This window comes from Allobosea sp. 01N443 (assembly GCF_056399325.1).
In genome coordinates this window covers 1-18,413 of sequence record NZ_JBFTRC010000034.1, presented here as the reverse complement: position 1 = coordinate 18,413, position 18,413 = coordinate 1, and the positions used below count along the sequence as shown (strand labels likewise).

At 66.1% G+C, this 18,413-nt stretch carries 19 protein-coding genes; 9 read left to right on the top strand and 10 right to left on the bottom strand.

What is annotated here, in order from left to right; genetic code table 11:
- The first annotated feature begins 61 nt into the window (after positions 1-61).
- Positions 62-1,264: a pyridoxal phosphate-dependent aminotransferase gene (locus tag AC1DRP_RS11475; protein WP_476768538.1), complete on the top strand. Its 1,203-nt coding sequence runs from the start codon at positions 62-64 to the stop codon at positions 1,262-1,264.
- Positions 1,265-1,315: 51 nt separating this feature from the next.
- Complete coding sequence (locus AC1DRP_RS11470; protein WP_476768537.1) at positions 1,316-1,738, top strand: rhodanese-like domain-containing protein; 423 nt, start codon at positions 1,316-1,318, stop codon at positions 1,736-1,738.
- Here the strand turns inward: AC1DRP_RS11470 and trmD are convergent.
- The 6 genes from trmD to ffh form a co-directional block, all read right to left on the bottom strand.
- Positions 1,729-2,427 (bottom strand): tRNA (guanosine(37)-N1)-methyltransferase TrmD, encoded by a 699-nt coding sequence (gene trmD / locus AC1DRP_RS11465; protein WP_441489438.1) that lies wholly within the window; start codon positions 2,425-2,427, stop codon positions 1,729-1,731. The genes AC1DRP_RS11470 and trmD overlap by 10 nt on opposite strands.
- Positions 2,424-3,101, bottom strand: coding sequence for an HAD family hydrolase (locus tag AC1DRP_RS11460; RefSeq protein WP_476768536.1), 678 nt, complete (start codon positions 3,099-3,101; stop codon positions 2,424-2,426). Before AC1DRP_RS11460 ends, trmD begins: the two co-directional genes overlap by 4 nt.
- Positions 3,091-3,615 carry a ribosome maturation factor RimM gene (gene rimM / locus AC1DRP_RS11455; RefSeq protein ID WP_476768535.1) on the bottom strand — a complete coding sequence of 175 codons (525 nt, stop codon included), beginning with the start codon at positions 3,613-3,615 and terminating at the stop codon, positions 3,091-3,093. Before rimM ends, AC1DRP_RS11460 begins: the two co-directional genes overlap by 11 nt.
- Positions 3,616-3,727: 112 nt before the next feature.
- A complete protein-coding gene (gene rpsP, locus AC1DRP_RS11450; RefSeq protein ID WP_043233545.1) occupies positions 3,728-4,087 on the bottom strand; it encodes a 30S ribosomal protein S16 in 360 nt (119 codons plus the stop codon).
- 12 nt (positions 4,088-4,099) lie between these two features.
- Positions 4,100-4,633: a GNAT family N-acetyltransferase gene (locus tag AC1DRP_RS11445; protein WP_441489441.1), complete on the bottom strand. Its 534-nt coding sequence runs from the start codon at positions 4,631-4,633 to the stop codon at positions 4,100-4,102.
- Positions 4,630-6,204, bottom strand: coding sequence for a signal recognition particle protein (gene ffh, locus AC1DRP_RS11440; RefSeq protein ID WP_476768534.1), 1,575 nt, complete (start codon positions 6,202-6,204; stop codon positions 4,630-4,632). Before ffh ends, AC1DRP_RS11445 begins: the two co-directional genes overlap by 4 nt.
- Positions 6,205-6,498: 294 nt before the next feature.
- Here ffh and AC1DRP_RS11435 point away from each other — a divergent pair, with 294 nt between their 5' ends.
- The 5 genes from AC1DRP_RS11435 (at position 6,499) to AC1DRP_RS11415 (ending at position 10,069) form a co-directional block, all read left to right on the top strand.
- Positions 6,499-7,098 carry a CAP domain-containing protein gene (locus tag AC1DRP_RS11435; RefSeq protein ID WP_476768533.1) on the top strand — a complete coding sequence of 200 codons (600 nt, stop codon included), beginning with the start codon at positions 6,499-6,501 and terminating at the stop codon, positions 7,096-7,098.
- 35 nt (positions 7,099-7,133) lie between these two features.
- Positions 7,134-7,568 (top strand): hypothetical protein, encoded by a 435-nt coding sequence (locus tag AC1DRP_RS11430; RefSeq protein ID WP_441505239.1) that lies wholly within the window; start codon positions 7,134-7,136, stop codon positions 7,566-7,568.
- Between the two features lie 108 nt (positions 7,569-7,676).
- Complete coding sequence (locus tag AC1DRP_RS11425; protein ID WP_476768532.1) at positions 7,677-8,303, top strand: LysE family translocator; 627 nt, start codon at positions 7,677-7,679, stop codon at positions 8,301-8,303.
- A 17-nt stretch (positions 8,304-8,320) separates the two neighbouring features.
- A complete protein-coding gene (locus tag AC1DRP_RS11420) occupies positions 8,321-8,923 on the top strand; it encodes a class I SAM-dependent methyltransferase (RefSeq protein WP_476768531.1) in 603 nt (200 codons plus the stop codon).
- An 87-nt stretch (positions 8,924-9,010) separates the two neighbouring features.
- Positions 9,011-10,069, top strand: coding sequence for an MBL fold metallo-hydrolase (locus AC1DRP_RS11415; protein ID WP_441489447.1), 1,059 nt, complete (start codon positions 9,011-9,013; stop codon positions 10,067-10,069).
- A 75-nt stretch (positions 10,070-10,144) separates the two neighbouring features.
- On the opposite strand, the gene AC1DRP_RS11410 is transcribed toward AC1DRP_RS11415, so the two are convergent.
- The gene (locus AC1DRP_RS11410) at positions 10,145-11,071 is read right to left on the bottom strand and encodes a GyrI-like domain-containing protein (RefSeq protein ID WP_476768530.1); all 927 of its coding nucleotides are present in this window, start codon (positions 11,069-11,071) and stop codon (positions 10,145-10,147) included.
- Between the two features lie 139 nt (positions 11,072-11,210).
- Between AC1DRP_RS11410 and dapF the strand changes: the two genes are divergently transcribed.
- Positions 11,211-12,095 (top strand): diaminopimelate epimerase, encoded by an 885-nt coding sequence (gene dapF / locus AC1DRP_RS11405; RefSeq protein ID WP_441489449.1) that lies wholly within the window; start codon positions 11,211-11,213, stop codon positions 12,093-12,095.
- Positions 12,095-13,369 (top strand): tRNA (N(6)-L-threonylcarbamoyladenosine(37)-C(2))-methylthiotransferase MtaB, encoded by a 1,275-nt coding sequence (gene mtaB, locus AC1DRP_RS11400; protein WP_441505235.1) that lies wholly within the window; start codon positions 12,095-12,097, stop codon positions 13,367-13,369. The genes dapF and mtaB overlap by 1 nt, the downstream gene beginning before the upstream one ends.
- Positions 13,370-13,393: 24 nt before the next feature.
- Here mtaB and AC1DRP_RS11395 read toward each other — a convergent pair whose 3' ends face one another.
- The 3 genes from AC1DRP_RS11395 to AC1DRP_RS11385 all read right to left on the bottom strand — a co-directional run.
- Complete coding sequence (locus tag AC1DRP_RS11395; RefSeq protein WP_476768529.1) at positions 13,394-14,500, bottom strand: sulfite oxidase; 1,107 nt, start codon at positions 14,498-14,500, stop codon at positions 13,394-13,396.
- Between the two features lie 108 nt (positions 14,501-14,608).
- Entirely contained in the window at positions 14,609-16,324 is a 1,716-nt protein-coding gene (locus tag AC1DRP_RS11390; RefSeq protein WP_476768528.1) for an AMP-binding protein, read from the bottom strand.
- A gap of 158 nt (positions 16,325-16,482) precedes the next feature.
- Positions 16,483-18,413: elongation factor G (locus tag AC1DRP_RS11385; protein WP_476768527.1), on the bottom strand; the 1,931-nt coding region annotated here is incomplete at its 5' end.

Below are 18,413 nucleotides of genomic sequence, written 5' to 3'. Positions count from 1 at the left end.
CGCGCCCTAAACCACGCGCGCGCCATGTGGCGCTATCCGAAAGCTCCGCCGGAGATCGATCATGGCCTTTCTTGCCGATGCCCTGAAGCGCGTGAAGCCGTCCGCGACCATCACCATCACGCAGAAGGCGCGCGATCTGAAAGCCCAGGGCAAGGACGTGATCTCGCTTTCGGTCGGCGAGCCGGACTTCGACACGCCCGATAATATCAAGGAAGCCGCCATCGCCGCGATCAGGCGCGGCGAGACGAAGTACACGCCGGTCTCCGGCATTCCGCAGCTGCGCGAGGCGATTACCCGCAAGCTGAAGCGCGAGAACGGCCTCGACTACAAGCCGAGCCAGACGATCGTCTCCACCGGCGGCAAGCATGTCATCTACAACGCGCTCCTCGCCACCCTGAACCCCGGCGACGAGGTCGTCTGCATCTCGCCCTACTGGGTCAGCTATCCCGAGATGGTTGCGCTCTGCGGCGGCACGCCGACCTTCGCCGAGACCCGCATCGAGAACGAGTTCAAGCTCCAGCCGGAGGATCTCGAGAAAGCGATCACCCCCAGGACCAAGTGGGTCATCCTGAACTCGCCTTCGAACCCGTCGGGCGCCGCCTATAGCCATGCCGAGATGAAGAAGCTCACGGATGTCCTGATGCGCCATCCTCATGTCTGGGTGCTGACCGACGACATGTACGAGCACCTGGTCTATGGCGACTTCCAGTTCGTCACGCCCGCTMAGGTCGAACCCGGTCTCTACGAGCGCACGCTGACCATGAACGGCGTCTCGAAATCCTACGCCATGACCGGCTGGCGCATCGGCTACGCTGCCGGCCCGCAGCATCTGATGAACGCCATGGACCTCGTCCAGGGCCAGCAGACCTCCGGCACCTCGGCGATTTCGCAATGGGCGGCGGTCGAGGCGCTCGACGGTACGCAGGAGCACATTCCGGTCTTCCGGAAGGCCTTCGAGCGTCGCCGCGATCTCGTGGTCTCGATGCTGAACCAGACGCGCGGCCTCAAGTGCCCGACGCCGGAAGGCGCGTTCTACGTCTATCCCGATTGCTCGGCGCTGATTGGCAAGAAGCTGCCGAACGGCAAGGTGATCGAGACCGACGAAGACCTCGTCATGGGCCTGCTCGAGACGGAAGCCGTCGCGGCCGTCCACGGCTCCTCCTTCGGCCTTGGGCCCAATTTCCGMATCTCCTACGCCACCTCGGACGAGAAGCTGGAAGAAGCCTGCCGCCGCATCCAGCGCTTCTGCGCCGAGCTGCGCTGAGCCAGCGATCGTGAATTGCCGCGGGCGCGCCACTCGGCTAGCGCTTGCGGCATGAACCGCCGCTCCTTTCTGATCCTGACGGCCGCCCCGCTCCTCGCGGGGGCGGCCGTGGCGCAATCTGGGCCTCCGTCGCTCTCCGTGCGGCAGGCCTATGACGGAGCCAAGGCCGGCACGCTGATTCTCGTCGATATCCGGACACCAGAGGAATGGGCCGATACCGGCGTGCCGGTCGGCGCCATCAGGTTGGATATGGAGGCCAGCGCCTTCGAGGCGTGGCTTGCCGCGCTACGGCTCGAGAATCCCGGCAAGACCATCGCGCTGATCTGCCGTACTGGAAACCGCAGCAGCTCGCTGCAGCGCAAGCTCGCCGGCCGCGGCTGGCGTGACATTGTCGATGTCCGCGGCGGCCTGCTCGGCAATCCCGGCGACAAGGGTTGGCTGGCCGAGCAGTTGCCGGTGACGGCCTATCCCTGAGATCTGCGGCCCGAAAGCAGGTCCGGCCGCCTTTCGCGCGTGATCGCCTCAGCCTGCTCGCGCCGCCAGCGGGCGATGCGAGCGTGGTCTCCCGACAGCAGCGCCTCGGGCAGCCCCCTGCCCTCCCACTCGCGCGGGCGCGTATAGTGCGGATATTCGAGCAGGCCGTTCTCGAAACTCTCCTCCGAACCGGAGGCTTCCTTGCCCATCACGCCGGGAATCAGGCGCACGCAAGCATCCAGCAGCACCATCGCCGCCATCTCGCCGCCGGAGAGGATGTAGTCGCCGATCGAGACCTCGGTCAGGCCGCGCCCCTCGATCACCCGTTCATCCACGCCCTCGAAGCGCCCGCAGACGATGACGACGCCATCGCCGGCCACCCAATCGCGGACCTGGCGCTGATCCAGCCTGCGCCCGCGCGGGGACATCAGCAGGCGCGGTCTTGGATCGTCGACCGGAACCGCCGCATCGATCGCAGCTGCCAGCACGTCGCAGCGCAGCACCATGCCAGCACCGCCGCCAGCCGGGTTGTCGTCGACATTGCGATGACGGCCGATGCCGTGGTCGCGGATCTGGTGGGTATCGAGCTGCCACAATCCCTTGCGCAATCCCTCCCCCGCCAGGGAAGCACCGAGCGGGCCGGGAAACATCTCGGGATAGAGGGTCAGGATCGAGGCGCGAAAGCTCATGCCGAAGCAAAGCGCAGCGACGGATGCCCGTCCAGCGCTGCGAAATCCCTGGCACTGCCGATGACATTGTCGAAGCCGGAGAAGGCCCCCGCCTCGAGCATCGTCAGGATCGCGACGGCCCGCATGCCGGCACGCTTCGCGGCCTCGACGCCCAGCGGCGCGTCCTCGAAGACGAGGCAGCTTTCGGGAGCCACGCCCATGCGCTCGGCGGCCGCCAGGAACATGTCGGGATGCGGCTTGCCCCGAAACCCCTGCGATGGCGAGACGATCGTGGCGAAGCGCGAGCGCAGACCAAGCGTATCGAGCACGAGGTCGATATTGGCCGGCGGCGCAGCGGAAGCGACCGCCATCGGAATCCCGGCAGTCTCGGCGCGCGCCATCAGAGCGAGCAGACCAGACAACGCCGCGACATGGGGGCGATAGGCCGCGCGATAGAGCTCTTCCTTGCGCAGCCCGCGCGCTTCGAGCTCAGCATCCTCAGCCTCCGGGAAATAGGCAGAAAGGATTTCGAGATTGGCCTTGCCAGCGGTGCGGCTGAAGAAGCTTGCCCGGTCGAAGGCGAGGTTCTCGGTCTTGTGCCACGCCTCCCAGGCATCATCGTGGAAGCGCATGTTGTCGACGATGGTGCCATCCATGTCGAAGATCAGGGCGCGGATCGAGGTTTCACTTGTCATCGACATCCTCGAACAATCCGGCCGGAGGGTCCGCTTCGATCCGTCGCGCCGCGATGTCGATTCGGGGTGTGAAGGCCTTGGTGAACGGCATCAGCACGGAGCGGCCATCCGGAGTGCGGATGTCAAGCAGGTCGCCGGCGCCATAATTGTCGACGGACGTGACCTCGCCGAGAGGCTCGCCTTGCGGCCCGACCACGGAACAGCCGACCAGATCGGCCTGGAGGAACTCGTCCTCATCATCGGCCGGCGGCAGGTTTGCTCGCTCGGTATGGAGCTTGAGCCCAGTCAGGGTTTCGGCCGCCTCGCGGCTGGTCACGCCCTTCAGGCGGGCAATGACCACTTCCTTGGCGGGCCTGATCTCCGCGATTTCGAAACGGCGGCCGTGATCGTCGATCAGCGCGCCATAGGCCGCGATATCGAGCGGATCGGCCGTGAAGGCCTTGATCCGCACCTCGCCTTTGACGCCATGCGGCGCCCCGACGATGCCGAGCGGGACGAGTTCGTTATCAGCCATCAAACGCCATTCCGGGTCACCGCGAAGCGAGCAGCCCGGAACCCATAATCACCAAGGAGTAAAGGAAGAAATCGGCGCGGCCGCCCCGAAAGGCGGCCGCGTCTCAAAAGGTTCACTCAGCAGCTTCAGCCGGAGCAGCGGCCTTCTCGGCCTTCTTCTCGGCGCGCTCCTTGGCCTTCTCGCCGGGAACGGCCTTCGCCGGGTTGTTGCGGGCCGGACGCTTCAGCAGGCCAGCAGCGTCGAGGAAACGCAGGACGCGATCGGTCGGCTGGGCGCCCTTGGCGAGCCAGGCCTTGGCCTTCTCGAGGTCGAGCACGACGCGCTCCGGCGAATCCTTCGCCTTCATCGGATCATAGGCGCCGATCTTCTCGATGAAGCGGCCATCGCGCGGCGAACGGGCGTCGGCGACGACGATGCGGTAATAGGGGCGCTTCTTGGCGCCGCCGCGGGTGAGGCGGATCTTCAGGGACATGATAATCTCCAGTCAGTTCAGGTTTGCAGGCTTCTGTTTCGCAGGCTCGGCAGCCGGGTGCCGGTAGATGCCGACCTCCCAGCCACGGATCACGAAGGGTTTCTCGAATCTGGCGCCGAGACGCTCGGCAACCTGGATCGAGGGTCGATTGTCGGGGTGGATGAAGCTCATCAGCGTCGTCCAACCCAAGTCACGATAGGCATAGTCACGGGCGCGCAGAGCAGCTTCGGTCGCGTAGCCGCGCCCATGCTCACCGGCGAAAAGGCTCCAGCCGATCTCCGGCTCGGGCCAGCCTTCCGGCGAGAGCAGCCCACACCAGCCGACGAGCCGGCTGTCTTCCTTGGCCTCGAGGGCCCAGAGACCGAAACCCAGCAGGGACCAATGGCCAGCCATGCTGGCAAAGCGACGCCACGAATCCTCGCGCCCGCTGGCGCCACCGACGAAACGGGTCAGCTGCTCGTCGCCCAGGAACGCGGCCACGCGATCGAAATCGCCCTTGGCCCAGCCGCGCATCACCAGGCGCTCGGTCTCGAGGACGGGGATCACTTCTTCTTCCCGCCGAACGGATTGCCGCCGAGACCAGGCAGGCCGCCCAATCCGGGCAGTTTCGGCATCATGCCGGCGGGCGGCGTCACGCCCTTGGGCAGGCCGGGGAAACCGCCCGGCGGCAGCGAAGGCAGCCCGCCGCCAGCGCCGAGCTGCTTCTGCAGATCCGCGAGCTGGGCCGGGTCCATCTTGGACGGATCAGGCATGCCCGGCGGCAATCCGCCGCCGCCCATGCCGAACATCTGGCCAAGCTTGCCGAGCATGCCGCCCTTCTGCTTCGACATCGCCTTCATTGCGTCGGCCATACCGCGATGCATCTTGAGCAACTTGTTGATCGACTCTGCCGAGGTACCTGACCCTGCCGCGATGCGCTTCTTGCGGCTGTTCTTGAGAAGGTCGGGGTTCTTGCGTTCGGCCGGCGTCATCGAGTCGATCGCCGCGATCATGCGCTTGAACATCTGGTCGCCCACGCCAGAACTGGCGAGCTGGCTCTGAGCCTGCTTCATCCCGGGCAGCATACCCATGATGCCGCCGAGCCCGCCCATCTTCTCCATCTGCTGCAACTGCGTGCGCATGTCGGAGAGATCGAAATTGCCCTTTGCCATACGCTGGGCGACGGCCTGCGCCTGCTCGGCATCGATCGTCTCGGCCGCCTTCTCGACGAGCGAAACGATGTCGCCCATGCCGAGGATACGATTGGCGACCCGCGAGGGATGGAAATCCTCGAGGGCATCGGTCTTTTCGCCCGTGCCGACCAGCTTGATCGGCTTACCGGTGACGGCGCGCATCGAGAGCGCCGCGCCACCGCGCGAATCGCCATCCATACGGGTCAGCACGATGCCGGTGAGCCCAACGCGCGCGTCGAAGGCACGCGCCGTATTGACCGCGTCCTGGCCGGTCAGCGCGTCGGCGACGAGCAGCACCTCATGCGGGTTCGTCGCAGCCTTCACATCGGCGACTTCCGCCATCAGCGCCTCGTCGAGCGTGACGCGACCGGCGGTGTCGAGCATGACGACATCGAAACCGCCGAGCTTGCCGGCCTCGATCGCGCGGCGCGCGATCTGGACGGMCGACTGGCCGGCGACGATGGGCAGCGTATCAACACCGACCTGCTGGCCGAGGATAGCCAACTGCTCCATGGCAGCGGGGCGGCGCGTGTCGAGCGAGGCCATCAGCACCCGCTTCTTGTGCCGGTCGCTAAGGCGCTTGGCGATCTTGGCGGTCGAGGTCGTCTTGCCCGAGCCCTGCAGGCCGACCATCAGGATCGGCACCGGCGGCACCGAATCGAGCGTGATGCCTTCGCCCTCGCCGCCAAGGGTGTCGATCAGGACGTCGTTGACGATCTTGATGACCTGCTGGCCGGGCGTGACCGATTTCAGAACCTCGGCGCCGACCGCGCGCTCACGTACCTTGTCGGTGAAACTGCGCACGACCTCGAGCGCGACATCCGCCTCCAGCAGCGCGCGGCGAACCTCGCGCAGGGCTGCGTTGACGTCGTCCTCGGTCAGCGAGCCCCTGCGGGTCAGGCCCGAGAGGATGCCGGAGAGTCTGTCGCTCAATGTGCCGAACATGCGGCCCCTTGTCGGTTTTGTACGGCTCTTTCATCCAACAGAACGGACATCACCCCCAAGCGGTTTCGCGCCCGAGGGCGCAGACGCGCTGTCGGGCGTTGACCTCCGGGCTCTCATGGCTCATGCGAGCGGCCCGGTCGGCGGATGCGGTCTCGTCGATGTCGGCGAAACGAATGCTGGGGTTAAAGCGTCAGAATGTGGCGAAAGTCAAGATTGCGGACGCATGGTGGCAATCTCGCCGCGATTGACCGCTAGCTGATCTGACCCGATCAACAACAGAATCGTCCTGATCGCATGACCCGAACCGCCGCTGCCGCCCTTCTCGCCACCGCCCTCCTGGCTGCTGGCTGCGCCACCGAACCACTGCGCACGGGCCCCATCAATCCGAAATCCGCCGAGAAGCTGGCCGCGGTACAGGTCGACCGCGCCGCAGCAGCGCGAATCCTGAACAACTACCGCGCCAGTCTCGGCCTCGGCCCCGTGCGGCTCGACCCCGCGTTGACGGCGATGGCCCAGCGCCAGGCCGACGCGATGGTCGCCGGCAACGCGCTCTCGCACGATGTCGGCGGCAACTTCACGGCCCGCGTGCATGCGGCCGGGCTGAATACGGGCCGTGCAGCCGAGAATCTGGGAGGCGGCTACTATTCAACCGAGGAGGCTTTTGCGGGGTGGCGTCAATCGTCGGGACATGACGCGAATTTGCGCATGCCCGAGGCGACGCGCTTCGGCATTGCGCTGGCAAAGGACCCACGCACTCAGTACCGCGCCTATTGGGCCCTGGTTGTCGCAGCTGATCCGCAGCCCCGTAGGACGGTAGATGCCGGGCCGCTCGTTCCGGTGGAAAGTTTACGCAGGGTTCGCGCTGAAGGTGACAGGCAGATTGCAGGGCGGTAGTTGTCGCGTCCCCCCTTTTGAATACGGATTGCGAGATGCCTTACGCTGCGCCGAAATTGATCGCCCTTGCGGCAGCCTCCCTGTTTGTCGGCCTGTCCCAGGCTCAAGCTCAGGCCCAACCCTGCGCCAGCAACTTCAAATCGGCCGGTGTTCCGATGCTCACCGCCCTCACCTACCGGACCTGGGATCTCATCCCCAACCGGGCGCCGGCCGTGGTGCTGCCCGCGCTTGCCAGGGCCGTGGCGGCCGACGGCTTCGACGGCATCCAGGTCGACAAATCACTCGGCACGATTTCCGCCCTCCAGGAAGTGACCGGATCCGGCCGCCCGCAAACGCTTCGCGTGACCGCACGCCCGAGCGGCAAGGGTACGCGGGTCGACATCGTCTTCACCGTGCAGCCGGGACAGATCGCGGAGGAAGGCGGCACCCGCGCGGCGATGTGCAAATTCATCTCGAGCGCTCGTCGCTGAGGCCGCATTACGCGCCTCGTAGCGGCCGCGGCGGTTGAGGCTGCGGCGGCCTCTTTACAAAGTCTCGCGCCTCGGGATTGCTCGGGCTGCAACCTCGGGAGCCTCGCCATGACCTTCGAAGCCTGGGCCGCCTTCGCGGCCGCAACCGCCGTCCTGCTCGTTATCCCGGGCCCTACGATCCTGCTCGTGATGTCCTATGCCCTGGGCCAGGGCTGGCGCACCGCCTTCCCGATGGCAGTCGGCGTCGCGCTCGGCGATTTCACCGCAATGACGCTCTCGATGCTCGGGGTCGGCGTTTTGCTGGCAGCCTCGGCGACTGTGTTCACCGCGCTGAAATGGGTTGGCGCAGCCTATCTCGTCTATCTCGGCGTGAAACTCTTCCGCGCCGGCGGGAGCCTGAATGCCGAACCCCGCAAGGATGCTGCCTCGGCCTTGAAGATGCTCGGCCATGCCTGGCTGGTGACAGCTCTCAACCCGAAGAGCATCACCTTCTTCGTCGCCTTCCTGCCGCAGTTTCTCGACGCCAAGGCCGATTTCTGGACACAGATGCTGATCTTCGAGGCAACCTTCATCACGCTCGCCTTCGCCAATGCATTGGGCTACGCGCTGATCGCCTCGCGTGCCCGTTCGGTGGTCAGCAATCCGCGTGCGATCGGCCTGTTCAACAAGGCCGGCGGAACGCTCCTGATCGGTGCCGGCATCGCGACCGTGGCGATGCGCTCGGGCAACCACTGACAATGGGCAGAGCCAGCATGCGCGACGGCAAGGACAGCCACACGCTCGATTTCTACGCGAGCGAGGCCGAAGCCTATGCGTCGCGCGGCCAGGAGGCGAGCCGCGCGAAGCTTCAGGGCTTCATGTCGCTGCTGCCGCCCGGCGGACGCGTGCTCGAACTTGGATGCGGCGCCGGACAGGACAGCGAGGCGTTGCTGGCGCAGGGCTTCGACGTCTTGCCGACCGATGGCTCTCCAGAACTCGCGGCACAGGCAGAGCGCCGCCTCGGTCGTCCGGTGGCTGTCCTCCTGTTCGAGGACCTCGCCGAGCATGAGGCCTTTGACGGAATCTGGGCCAATGCCTGCCTGCTCCACGTCCCCCGTGCGGCCCTGCCTGCCATGATCGCACGCGTGCATGCCGCGCTGAAACCTGGCGGCGTCTTCTATGCCAGCTTCAAGGCTGGAGAGCAGGACGGCCGCGATCGCTTCGGCCGCTATTTCAACTACCCGTCGCCCGAATGGCTGCGCGGCGCGTACGGCACTGGGCGCTGGTCCAGGCTCGACATCGTCGAGGAAATCGGGAGCGGCTATGACCGCGAGCCCACCGATTGGCTGCATGTCACAGCGTTCAAGATGCCGTGACGATGCGGTTTCCTGTGGGCGGGGCCCTCTTTCCGGGGCAGGATCGCAGGGCTTGACCCCGCCGCAACAGGCCCCACTTCTCCCGCCATGAACCGCCGCAAACTCCTCTCGCTTCTCGGTGTCTCCGCTTTGCTCAGCTCGACTGGCATGGCCTGGGCCGCATTCTCACGCTCGCGCAACCCCTATTACCAAGGGCCGGTCAGCGAGAATTTCGACGGACTGCGCTTCACCGATGGCCGGCCGGTCAACAAGGGCCTGCTCGACGTCCTGAGATGGCAGACCTCGAAGCGCGAGCGTGAGGCCTTTCCGGCGCATTACCCGGCCCCGACGCAGGACAAGCCACCTGCGCGTGTCGAGGGCCTGCGCATCGTCCATCTCGGCCACGCCTCGTTCCTCTACCAGATCGCCGGGCTCAATGTGCTGGTCGACCCGGTCTATTCCGAGCGCGCCAGCCCCTTCTCCTTCGCTGGCCCACGACGCGTGAACGCTCCGGGCGTCGCCTTCGACGACCTGCCGAAGATCGATGTCGTGCTGATCACGCATAATCATTACGACCATCTCGACCTCGCGGCACTCGACGCGCTCCACCGGCGCGACAAGCCGCGGATGATCATGCCGCTCGGCAACGACACGATCATCCGCGCCCGCAATCCCGCCATCCACGCCGAGGCCTATGACTGGAAAGCGAAGGTCGCCCTGTCCGACGCCGTCTCCGCGACATTGGTTCCGACCTATCACTGGTCGGCGCGCGGCGCGCTCGACCGCCGCATGGCGCTCTGGTGCTCCTTCGTCATCGAAACCCCACTGGGCAAGGTCTTCCATATCGGCGATACCGGCTATCACGATGGCTCGCTCTACGAGCGGCTCGGTGCCGAGCATGGCCCGTTCCGCCTGGCCGTGCTGCCGATCGGCGCTTACGAGCCGCGCTGGTTCATGGGCGACAACCACATGAATCCGGAAGAAGCCGTCAGGGTCATGCTCTCGCTACGCGCCGAGCAGGCGCTCGGACACCACTGGGGCACATTCCAACTGACCGACGAAGGCATCGAGCGTCCGCCCGAAGCCCTGAAGCTCGCCCTTGCGCAAGCGAACCTGCCCGAGGAGCGCTTTCGGCCGATGCGCCCCGGACTGAGCTGGAACGCCTGAGGACGATCTGCTGGCGGCACATCGCGACCGGCTGAGAGCTGCCGGCCGAAGCAAGGCGCTCGCTAAAGCCAAAGCCTATTGCGGTTGCACGTAGACGTTGATCTCGAGGTTCGGATCGCCCGGGTCCTTGAGATCGGTGACATATTCCTCGAGGAAGGCGTCCTTCACCTTGATGTTCTTGGCCTCGAGATAGGCCGTGATCGTCTCATAGGTGGAATCGATGTCGTCATAGGGCGCTGTATGCACGAAGCGCAGCGAGAGCCCGGCCGGGCTCGTGCTCGACCGCACGCCATTGGCGAGCGGCGCCGCACCGTCCGGCGCCCGGTCGACAGGCAGCATCGCCTCGAAGCGGAAGCCGTTATCGTCCGTCTCGATGAAGAGCGTCAGCGGCCGGCCTGCAACCGAAAGCCCCGATCGCGAGGCCTGTTCGCGCAGGATGCGGAAACTCTCGACCAAACGCTGGAAGCCCTGATCCCAGCTCGACTGGCCGGAGATCGCGAGCACCGGCTTGGGCACCAGTTGCACCTCGTCGACATCGCTCGGGTCGCCCGGTTTACCCGCGAGCGTCGCGTTCGGATCGGGCACAACGGTCGACTGCCGCTGCTGCGGTGCGACCGGAGGAGCGGGAAGCGGCGGAGCGGGCGGCGCCTCCGGCGTGGCCGGGGCAGGAACCGGAGGCGGAGGCGGCGCGGGAGGTGGCGGCGCAGCGCCCTGCGGGATCGGCCCACTCGGCGCAGGCTGGCCCGCCGATGGCGGCGGCGTCACGGGCGGCGCCGGCAGCGGCACGGGCGGGGGCGTCAGGCTGTCTGCCGGGGCCTGTGCCGGCGCCTGCACGGGCACCGCCTGGACCGGAGCCGGGCTCGGCGATGCGGCGCCCGGCGGCGGCGCAAGGGGAGCAGCCTCCACCGGCGTGGGCGGAGCCACCCGGGTTTGTGCGATGGCGAGGGAGCCGGCGGCGACGCCTGCGACAGCCAGAATTCCAACCCGGAAATGCCGCATCATCTTAGCCCTGACAGAGAGGAGCGATTCGCGCCCTTGCGCCGCAGCATAGAATGTCCGTGAGCGCGCAGGAACGGCTGGAAGGGTGGCTTTTTCGCGTCAGCTCCCTCATATAGCCGCTCTTTGTTGGACCTGTGACCAAATGAACGCATTGGCGCATCGCCGGTTCCTGAAAATGAACGGGCTCGGCAACCAGATCACCGTGCTCGACCTGCGCGGCACCAGGCTGAAAGTCAGCGAAGCGGAGGCGCGTGCCATCGCCGCGGAGCCGCGCGCGCATTTCGACCAATTAATGGTGCTGCACGATGCGCGCACGCCCGGCACGGATGCCTTCATCCGCATCTACAACACGGACGGCTCGGAAGCCGGCGCTTGCGGCAATGGCACGCGCTGCGTCGCCTGGGCCATGCTGGCCGATCCCMGGATGGGTGACAGCAACCGGAGCGAGCTGATGCTGGAAACCAAGTCGGGACTGCTCCCCGCCTCGCGCATCGACGATCTCGTCTTCACCGTCGACATGGGCCGACCGAAGCTGGCCTGGGACGAGATCCCGCTGGCAGATCCGTTCCACGATACCAGCCGCTTCGAGCTGCAGATCGGGCCGATCGACGAGCCGATCCTGCACACGCCTTGCGCGGTCAATATGGGCAACCCCCACGCCGTCTTCTTTGTGGACGATCCCTACGCCTTCAACCTGGAGCAGATCGGCCCGTTGCTCGAAAACCACCCGATCTTCCCTGATCGGGCCAATATCGAGTTGGCCGCGGTGAAGGCTCCCGATCATATCGTGCTGCGCGTCTGGGAACGCGGGGCCGGCATCACCCAGGCTTGCGGCTCCGGCGCGTGTGCCGCGCTCGTCGCCGCCGTGCGGCGCGAACTGTCGGCGCGCAAGGCGGTGGTCAGCTTGCCGGGCGGCGATCTCATCATCGAATGGCGCGCAAGCGACGACCATGTCCTGATGACCGGCCCAGTCGCGTTCGAGTGGGAGGGCGTGCTCGAGCCGGCGCTGTTCGAAAGCGCGGCTTGATGACGCTCGAAGTCGTCACCTTCGGCTGTCGCCTCAATATCGTCGAGAGCGAGGCAATCAGGACGCAGGCGGAGGCAGCCGGCCTTGGCAACGTCGCGATCGTCAACTCCTGTGCCGTGACGACGGAGGCCATGCGGCAAGCACGCCAGGCCGTCCGGCGTCTCAAGCGCGAACAGCCTGACAGGCCCGTCATCGTGACCGGATGCGGCGCGCAGGTCGAATCCGGCGTCTTCGCGGCGATGCCGGAGACCGCGCGCGTCCTCGGCAACGCCGAAAAGATGCGGGCCGAGACCTGGATATCGCTCGCCCGTTCGAACAGCCTGGCCTCGGACGCCGAGGTCAATCCCGAGGACAAGACGACCGTCTCCGACATCATGCGCGAGACCACGCTGCAGACGCTGTCGCCCAACGCCTTTGCAGCCCATACCCGCGCCTTCGTTCAGGTCCAGAACGGCTGCGACCATCGCTGCACCTTCTGTGTCATTCCTTATGGCCGGGGCAATTCACGCTCGCTCGGCGTCGCAGCGGTCCTCGGCCAGTGCCGCAAGCTGGTTGAGAATGGCGCCCGCGAAATCGTGCTGACCGGCGTCGACCTGACGAGCTATGGCCGGGACCTGCCGGAGCTCCCGACGCTCGGCGAACTCGTGCAGACCATCCTGCGCGCCCTGCCCGCCCTGCCGCGCCTGCGCCTCTCCTCGATCGACGCGGTCGAGGTCGACGATGCGTTGCGCCAGGCCATTGCGACCGAACCGCGGCTGATGCCGCATCTGCATCTCTCGCTCCAGGCCGGCGACGACCTCATCCTGAAGCGGATGAAGCGGCGCCATTGCCGCGAAGACGCCGTCCGGTTTTGCGCGGAGATGCGGGCGCTGCGCCCCGACATCGTCTTCGGCGCCGATCTCATTGCCGGATTTCCGACCGAGGATGAGGCGATGTTCGCCCGCTCGCTCTCGCTGATCGACGAATGCGGCCTGAGCTATGTTCACGCCTTCCCCTATTCGGCCCGGCCCGGCACCCCGGCCGCCCGGATGCCGCAACTGCCCGGCGAGATCGTCAGCGACCGGGCCGCACGCCTGCGCGCCGCGGCACAGGCCGCCCATGCGCGCCATCTGCAGGCCCGTATCGGCCGGCCGCTCAGCGTGCTGACGGAACGCGGCAATACGGGCCGCGCCGAGGATTTCACGCTGCTCCGTTTCGCGCGCGATGTGGCGGCCGGAGAGATCGTCGAAGCCTGCGCCACCGGCGCCAGTGGCAATGCCCTGCTGGCAGCCTGACGGCGAAGGCGCAGAACGGCGCGATCAGTGCACCATTCCGGCTACGCGGTGGACCTGATTGTTGCAGTACCCGCGCGGATTCCAGGGCGTCTCGAGTGGCTGAACCCGGCCTTCGACATCCCGCGCGCGAGCCATGATCGTCACCGGCCCCGCCACGGCAATAGTCAGCATCGTCTGGAAACGGCGCCAGGCGAATGCGCCTTCCGCCGGCTCGAGTGCGACGTCGCACCAGGTTTTGCCGCCATCCGACGATAGGTCCATCGCCGCTATCGGGACCGCTCCGCTCCAGGCAAAGCCGCGAACCGCGAATGGCGTTCCGGCCACAGCCGTGAAGCCCTCAAGGGGCGCCGTGACCAGCGACTTCACAGGCATGTCGGTGAGCACGGCGAACAGGCTTTCGTCTATCGCTTCACCCGGGCGCATCGGCACGACCGGCATGCGATAATCGGTGCCCCGCATTTTCTCGCCGTCATGCTCGCGAGGGCGGATGGTGATCCGGTCCAGCCATTTCTGCCAGGCAGAGCCCGGAAAGCCGGGCGCGACAATGCGCAGCGGTCCGCCATGCAGACGCGGCAACGGCTCGTCATTCATCGCGAAGGCGACAAGCGTCTCATCGCTCATCGCCTTGGCGATCGGCAGGCCACGCGAGAGCGCGTCCTTGGTTTCGTCCTTGATCGCACGGTCGGGGCTGTAATGCGCCGCATAGACAGCGCTGGGCAGCAAACCCGCATGAGCCAGCAGGTCCTTGAGCCGAACCCCGGTCCAGCGCGCGCAGCCCACCGCGCCGAGCCGCCATTGCAACCCATCGGTCCTGGGCGAGAACTGCACGCGCCCGTTGCCGGCGCATTCGAGCACGGCGGTGACAGTGACGGTCTCGAACTCGCGCTGAAGTTCCTGAAGCGTCCAGGTCGCCGGCCGCTCGACCTCCCCGTCGAGCGTCAGCGTCCATGCTTCAGGGGCAGCAATCTCAGGCAAGGCGCCATTGTTGCGAATGAAGAAAGCATCGACCGGTGTGATCGGAGTATCGAGCAGCCCGATCGCCGGCTCGGCATTCAGCGCCTCCTCGTCATGGACATAGAGCCCGGGCTTGAGGCGGCGCAGCAGCGGCAGTTCGATGAGTCGACGGGGCAAATAGCTGCCTTGTTCCGAGCGGGCGGGACGGTCGGCGCTGCACGATCACGGCCACCGGATTCCGTGCAAACGCTAGTCAAACCCACCCGCTCGATCAAGTCGTGCCGTTCAGCCCTTGGCCGTGACCTCCTCGCGCAGGGCGCGGCGCAGCACCTTGCCGACATTGGTCTTCGGCAGGCTGTCACGGAAGATGATCTGCTTCGGCACCTTGTAGCCGGTGAGATTGTCCTTGCAGAAGCTGCGCAACTCGTCGGCTGTCAGGCTGGCGTCCCTCTTGACCACGAAAGCCGTCACCGCCTCACCGGAATGCTCGTCGGGCAGGCCGATGACGGCAGATTCGAGCACGCCCGGATGGGTGGCGAGGACGTCCTCGACCTCATTAGGATAGACGTTAAAGCCGGAGACCAGCACCATGTCCTTCATCCGGTCGACGATCTTGATCTGCCCGTCGGGCAACAGAACACCAATATCGCCCGAGCGGAAATAGCCGTCCGGGGTCATCACCTTCGCGGTCTCGTCCGGTCGCTGCCAATAGCCGCGCATGACCTGCGGGCCGCGGATGCAGACCTCGCCCGGCTCGCCCATCGGCATGTCATTGCCGTCGACATCCCGGATCGCGAAATCGGTCGAGGGCAGCGGATACCCGATCGTGCCGGTGAACTCGGCAATGTCGGGCCGGTTGGCCGAGGCGACTGGCGAGGTCTCGGACAAACCGTAGCCCTCGACGATCGGCCGCCCGGTGACCTCCCGCCAGCGCTTGGCGACCACCGCTTGCGTCGCCATGCCGCCCGCCACCGCAAAACGCAATTCCGAGAAATCGACATTCTCGATCTCTGGATGGTTGGCCAACGCATTGTAGAGCGTGTTGACACCGGAGAAGAGCGTGAAGCGGCTCGTTTTCAGGATCTTGATGAAGCCCGCGATATCGCGTGGATTGGCGATCAGGAGCCCCTTTGCGCCGATCCGCAGCATGAACATGCAGCAGCAGGTCAGCGCGAAGATATGATAGAGCGGCAGCGCCGTGACCATGACATGCTGGTAGTCGCTGCGGCCGAGCGGTGGCTCGAGCCCCCAGCCCAGCCAGAGCGCGCATTGCTCGACATTGGACGCGACGTTGTGATGGGTCAGAGTCGCGCCCTTGGCGACGCCGGTCGTACCGCCGGTATACTGCAGGAAGGCGACATCCTCGGGCAGGACGACGACCGGTGTCATCGTCGATGGGCCGGCGAGAATAGTCTTCAGCGGGACCGCGCCCGGCAGGTTGAACGGCTTGACGACCTTCTTGATCCTGCGGGCCACGAAATTGACGATGGCCCCCTTGAAACCCATCAGGTCGCCGGCCGTCGCCAGGACAATCTGGTCGAGCTTGAGATTCGGTCGGGCCTCCTCGACGACATGGGCAAAATTCTCGATCACCACGAGCACGCGGGCGCCCGAGTCGTTGAGCTGATGGGTCAGCTCACGGGCCGTATAGAGCGGATTGACGTTCACCACCGTGTAGCCGCCGAGCAGCGTTCCGAAGATCGCGGCCGGATTGGCCAGGATGTTGGGCATCATCAACGCGATGCGGTCGCCCTTCTTGAAGCCGCGGGCCTGCAGCCAGGCAGTGAAGGCGCGGGCGGCTTTCCCGACCTCCGCAAAACTGATCGCCTTGCCGAAGCTCTCGAAGGCCGGGCGCGCGGCATAGGTCGTGACGGCATGGCTGATCAGATCTGCGAGCGTTCCGACCTTGGCCTGATCGATCACCGGCGGAACCGCCGGCGGATAATGCGCCAGCCAGGGCCGCGGATCCGCTGCTGCCTGTGCGGCGCTCGTCACCTTCATCGTCGCTCCTCCCGTCTCGCAGGCATTTTCCCACTCACGCGAGCGTTTCTGCCTTGTTGTAACCATACAGTGCGGAACGAAAGCGGCGGGCGCAAGCGCCCGCCGCTCTGCCGTTGCCACAAGGTTTATATATGAACCTTTTAGGTCACACCTGGGTTTCAGCGCCCATGCGCCAGGGCCTGCGCCGCCACGACGGCATCGGCCGATTTGCCGGCGAGTTCTGCAAGATGGTCGAACCTGACGCTGAAGGAACCGACGCCCGAGGTCGCCGAGCGCAGCTCCACGATCAGACCGCCCATTTCCGCTTCCGGGATCAGGGCGTTGATCTGATCCCAGCCACGCCATCCCGGCCGGGCGTCGTAGCCCAGGATCTGGCCGCGCCTTGCAGAAACGATGGCCGAGGCCCGCGACATCGCGTCCGATGGAATGACGACCTCGACGGCGAGGATCGGCTCGAGCAGCACGGATCTGGCCTGCGGGATTGCGTCCGCCATGGCCAGCCGCGCTGCCTGCCTGAACGCCATGTCGGAGGAATCGACGGTATGGTAGGAGCCGTCGGTCAACGTCACCTCGATATCGACGAGCGGGAAGCCAAGCGGCCCGTGCTGGCAGAAATCCCGCACACCGGCCTCGACGGAAGAGATGTACTGTCTCGGCACGACGCCGCCCGTGATGCGGTCGACGAACCGAATGCCCTCGCCGCGCTCGATCGGCGCCACCTCGAGCACCACATCGCCATACTGGCCATGCCCGCCGCTCTGCTTGCGATGCCGCCCACGCGCGCTAGCCTTGCCGCGAATAGTCTCGCGATAACCGATCTCAGGTGGATGATTCTGAGCCGAAACGCCGTAGCGCCCGGACAACCGCTCCATTGTCACGCGCAAATGCATCTCGCCCTGCCCCGAGAGCCGCACCTCGCCGAACTCCGGCAGGTGCGACACGGTCAGCGCGGGATCTTCCTCCGCGATGCGCCCGAGCGCAGCGGTGAGCCGGACGTCATCCTTGCGATCCTTGACGCTGATCCCGAGCGCATGGACCGGCTCGGGCGGAGCAACCGACGTCACGACGCCTGGACGGACCTTGCCAGCAGCCAGCGCATCCCCCGTGCGCACCCCTTCCAGCCGGGAAAAGGCGGCAACCTGTCCCTCTTCTGCGGCAGGCTTGCGCGTCTGCTCGGCTCCCTTCAACTCGATGACACCGCCGATGCGCGTCTCGACACCGCTGGACGAGGTCACGACGTCGCCCTCGGCGAGCCGCCCGCGCAATACGCGGGCCAGTGAGATCTTGCCGCCCTGGCTCGAATGCCAAGTCTTCATCACCTGCGCCAACGGCGCGCCATCCTCGACGACGCCGATGCGCCCGCGGGTTTCCGGAAGCGAAGGCGCTTCATGCCGCAGGGCCTTGAGCAGCCGCGTGACGCCATTGCCCCGCTCGGCCGCGCCAATCAGCACCGGCACGACGTGGCGGTGCTGCAGCTCCCGCGCGAGATCGTCGAAAATCCGATCCTGCGGGGGCTCCATGTCGCCCAGCAGATCCTCCATCAGCTCATCATCATAGTCCGCAAGCTTCTCCAGCATCGAGAAGCGCGCCTCCTTCTCGCGGCCAACCTCCTCCGACCCGAGGGGCACGATCTCGCTCGGCGCATGCTCGCGGTAGATGAAGGCCCGCTCGAGAGCGAGGTCGATGAAACCAACGGCGATGCCCTTCTGCCAGATCGGGATCTGACGCAGCAGCAGCGGCGTACGCGAGGCGCGCTGCAGGATGCCAAGTGTCTCGCGCACCCGGCGCGTTGCCGTGTCGATCTTGTTGAGGAACAGGAAACGCGGAATATCCGCCTCCTCGAGCTCGCGCAGGACGAGTTCGAGCGCCGGTGCCTTGCGGTCGTCAGCCTCGCATACCACCACCGCGGCATCGACGACAGGCAGGACGTGACGCATCTCGTGCAGGAACTCGACCGAGCCGGGACAATCGATGAAGCTGTAGCTCTCCCCGAGGAAATCGACGGTCGCGACATTCGGCTCGGTGCTCATCTGGTGAGCCCGTGCCTCCGCGGAGGCATCGCCGGCACTGTTCTTCGCCTTGACGGAGC